The organism is Streptomyces niphimycinicus, from assembly GCF_018883605.1.
Taxonomy (GTDB): domain Bacteria; phylum Actinomycetota; class Actinomycetes; order Streptomycetales; family Streptomycetaceae; genus Streptomyces; species Streptomyces niphimycinicus.
Genome location: NZ_JAHLEM010001098.1, coordinates 1 through 1,723 on the forward strand (window position 1 = coordinate 1; position 1,723 = coordinate 1,723).

General features: G+C 73.8%; 1 protein-coding gene and 1 pseudogene. One reads left to right on the top strand and one right to left on the bottom strand.

The window, feature by feature from the left end; genetic code table 11:
* Positions 1-142 (bottom strand): annotated as a pseudogene (locus tag KN815_RS51355) (lipase); the annotation flags it as partial.
* A 530-nt stretch (positions 143-672) separates the two neighbouring features.
* On the opposite strand from KN815_RS51355, the gene icmB reads away from it, so the two are divergent.
* The gene (icmB, locus tag KN815_RS47870; protein WP_216348033.1) at positions 673-1,083 is read left to right on the top strand and encodes a coenzyme B12-dependent isobutyryl CoA mutase small subunit; all 411 of its coding nucleotides are present in this window, start codon (positions 673-675) and stop codon (positions 1,081-1,083) included.
* Positions 1,084-1,723: the final 640 nt, after the last annotated feature.

Here is a 1,723-nt window from a genome sequence, read left to right on the forward strand (position 1 = left end):
CGGGTGGCGGCGGAGCGCCGGGCGGTGGCGGAGCGGGCGGGCGCTCCTGGCGCAGCCCGGTCGGGTAGAGCAGCAGATGCCCGGCGAGCAGCGCCAGGTCGAGGGCGATGGCCCGGAGCTGCCGGATCTGTACGAGGCCCATGGCGGCCGACCTCCCGCAATGCGGCGCACAGGAGGCGGCTGGAGGCTCCCCCCGCATGCCCTCATGGGCAGCCGGTCGCTTCGGGCGTGCCTTGGCCGTGGTCATGAGCCCCGGTCATCAGGCCGGGGCAGGGCGCCGGTCAGGGCGCTTGGTCAGGGCGACTTCGGCCGTGCGGTGGCCCGATGCCCTCCGGCACCGCACGGGGAAGGCGCGCTGTGACCGCATGACGCAGGACCGCCCGTCGCACCGCGGCGCCATGCGGCCCTCGACGGCGCTGCGCGGTGCGACGGTCCCCGCTGCGGCTCCCCTGGTGTGGCCGGCCCGAAGCGTATGCGGCGTCCGCGCGGTGGATGCGCGGCGTGCGCGGATGCGGATGCGGGTACGGGTGCGGCCTTCGGTGAACGTGTCCCACGTGTGATTTCCCCCTCGCGGCGCGGCGCGAAACTGCCGGGTAGGGGATGCTGGAGATAACGTTCGTTCACGTCCGTGCGGGCGATGGCTCGAAGGGCTTGAAGGGCTTGGAGGCTGCGATGGGTGTGACCGGTCCGATCCGTGTGGTGGTGGCCAAGCCGGGGCTGGACGGCCATGACCGTGGGGCGAAGGTGATCGCGCGGGCGCTGCGCGACGCGGGCATGGAGGTCATCTACACCGGTCTCCACCAGACGCCCGAGCAGATCGTCGACACCGCGATCCAGGAGGACGCCGACGCGATCGGGCTGTCCATCCTGTCCGGTGCCCATATGACCCTCTTCGTCAAGGTGCTGGAGCTGCTGCGGGAGCGCGAGGCGGCGGACATCAAGGTCTTCGGCGGCGGGATCATCCCCGAAGCGGACATCCGCCCGCTCAAGGAGCAGGGCGTCGCGGAGATCTTCACCCCGGGCGCGACGACGACCTCCATCGTGGAGTGGGTACGCGAAAACGTCCGCCCGGTAGCCGCCTGACCTGCCCGTTCGATACGAGGCGCATGGCGCTGGGCTTCTACGGTGCCGGGCCGTTCCGCGTCGCCCGTACGACGCCACGATGTGCCCGGCGGCGCCTGGCCCGTGGGCGTGAACGTCCGTCCCGCAACCCGCAACCCGCAACCCGCAACCCGCAACCCGCAACCCGCAGCCTGATGCCCGGGCCCGCAGCCCGCAGCCTGACGCCCGGGCCCGAGTCCAAAGCTGACGCCCCGGGCCCGGGTCCAAGGCTGACGCCCCAGGCCCGCCTCCGTGCCTGACGCCCGGGCCCGGGTCCAAGGCTGACGCCCGGGCCGCTCCGCAGCCTGACGCCCGCGGGCCCGAGTCCGACGCTGACGCCTGCACTCACCCTGGAGCTTGACGCCCAGGCCCGGCTTCGGGGCTGATGCCTGAGCCCGCCCTGGAATCCGCCCGGGCCCGGAATCCGCCCGGGCCCGGAATCCGCCCGGGCCCGGAATCCGCCCGGGCCCGGAGTTCGACCGGCCCGGAGTCCGATGGGAGGCGCCGGAGCCCGGCTGGATCCCTGGACACACCCGGATCCCGGAGCGCCTCCGGCCAGGGCGTGCACGCGGGTCACGGAGCATTACGGGCTCGGGCACGGCAGGGCCCTTGCGCACGGCCG